Genomic DNA, 1,559 nt, shown 5'->3' on the forward strand with positions numbered 1-1,559 from the left:
AGCTTGCTTACCTTGGGATGGCCGACCACTCAATAGCGCAGGAAGTGAACTCTTTCATTGTAGCTAAAGATGGCTTTAGTTAAGTTTGGGTAAGTTTTATGAAGCAGTCGGGAAAAATTCGATCGATTTATGCAGCGCTTCAATTGCAGAAACTACCGCCCGAGTTAGAAGAAAACGGCGATGCCTGCTGTTAACGCAATGTGATATATTGCAGGAATTTGCTTGACTGTTGTTAAAACCTGCGTAGGCGACAGCCGAGGCGTTAGCCATCGCCTCTCACCGAAAAATAAGGTTTAAAGTCCCTGGGCTCTGGTGTGCTGGTTGTGGCGAGAGTTGATTCTTTAGTTACGGGTATTGGTTAGTTTTTTTGACTAATCTCAGTGATATTACGTAATTTACAATAAAATCTTCACCAAAACTTTAATAAAATATACTGAAATGTGTGATTTACTGAAAATCAAAATAGTCGATCGACAAAATTGATAATTTAACACACATTCATCAGGAAGTTTTTTATGAATCCCATTACAAAAAACAGCTTTCGCTGGACTTACTCGGTGGCTGTCTTCCTTGCAATTATTGGATTACAGCAACCAAAGGCTAAAGCAGCAACGCTATCTAACGGCTGGAATTATGCGATCGACTCCTTCAACGACGGCGTGACAGATGGTAGAGTCGGCGGCGGCGAGTTTGAATTTTACGGCATCGCCATCAAAGAAACATCAGACACGGCTTTCATCGCCATCAACTCCAATCTCAGTTTAGCTGGATATGCACGCAGCAACGTTCTCCGAGGCAACATCAACTACGGCGATTTGTTTTTCAATTTTTCCGGTCAAAACTTCAACACAGCTAATGCAAATCGCAGCTTATTTGGCATTCGCTTTGCCGACGGCAATGACTCAGGTGTAGCGACAACAGGCATTTATAGCAATGTTACAGCGAAAAGCGTTACTCAAGCGAACGATGGATTTTCTAATCTAACCGGATACAATACTCATGTTCGATCGGGAGGTGGAACCTCGTCAATCGGTGATTTAGCTGCTACAGACCCGTATTTTCAACAAACAGGAGAAAATACCGTTCTCAATTCAATTGCTTCGGGTACAAAAGTAGGAGAAATCTCTGCTTTAACTTCAGCAACTTTGAGCGCCATGGGTCTTGATTTCTCGCAGTTTAATGCAGTAGGTTCTCAAACCATCGGATTCAGTTTCGATAAATCTGCTATGCCTTCTGGCAGTTATGTTGCTAATTTGTTTGCTGAGTGCGCTAATGATGCGATCGCCATTAAAGGAGAATTTGAGGCCGTACCCGAACCTTCTACATGGTTCGGTACTTTAGTAGGATTGAGCTTTTTAGGTATGGGTGCGGCGAAACGCAAAATCAAGCGCAAGGTTGCTTGAGGCGATCGCAGCATTCTGGCGAACTGGCTCTCTGGCCCATTCGACTATAACATTTACGGTATGTAGTTGCGCTTCAGCGCTCTTTGGCTTGGTATATGAAAGAGCGCGGCGTGGCTGATTGACGGTATGAATTAAGTTCTACCCAAAAGCGCAACG

1 protein-coding gene is annotated in these 1,559 nt (G+C 43.7%); it reads left to right on the plus strand.

The window, feature by feature from the left end:
- The first annotated feature begins 515 nt into the window (after positions 1 to 515).
- The gene (locus JGK11_RS32675; RefSeq protein ID WP_293214506.1) at positions 516 to 1,403 is read left to right on the plus strand and encodes a PEP-CTERM sorting domain-containing protein; all 888 of its coding nucleotides are present in this window, start codon (positions 516 to 518) and stop codon (positions 1,401 to 1,403) included.
- Positions 1,404 to 1,559: the final 156 nt, after the last annotated feature.

The sequence above is a fragment of the Microcoleus sp. PH2017_34_RAT_O_A genome (assembly GCF_020737885.1).
GTDB lineage: Bacteria > Cyanobacteriota > Cyanobacteriia > Cyanobacteriales > Microcoleaceae > Microcoleus.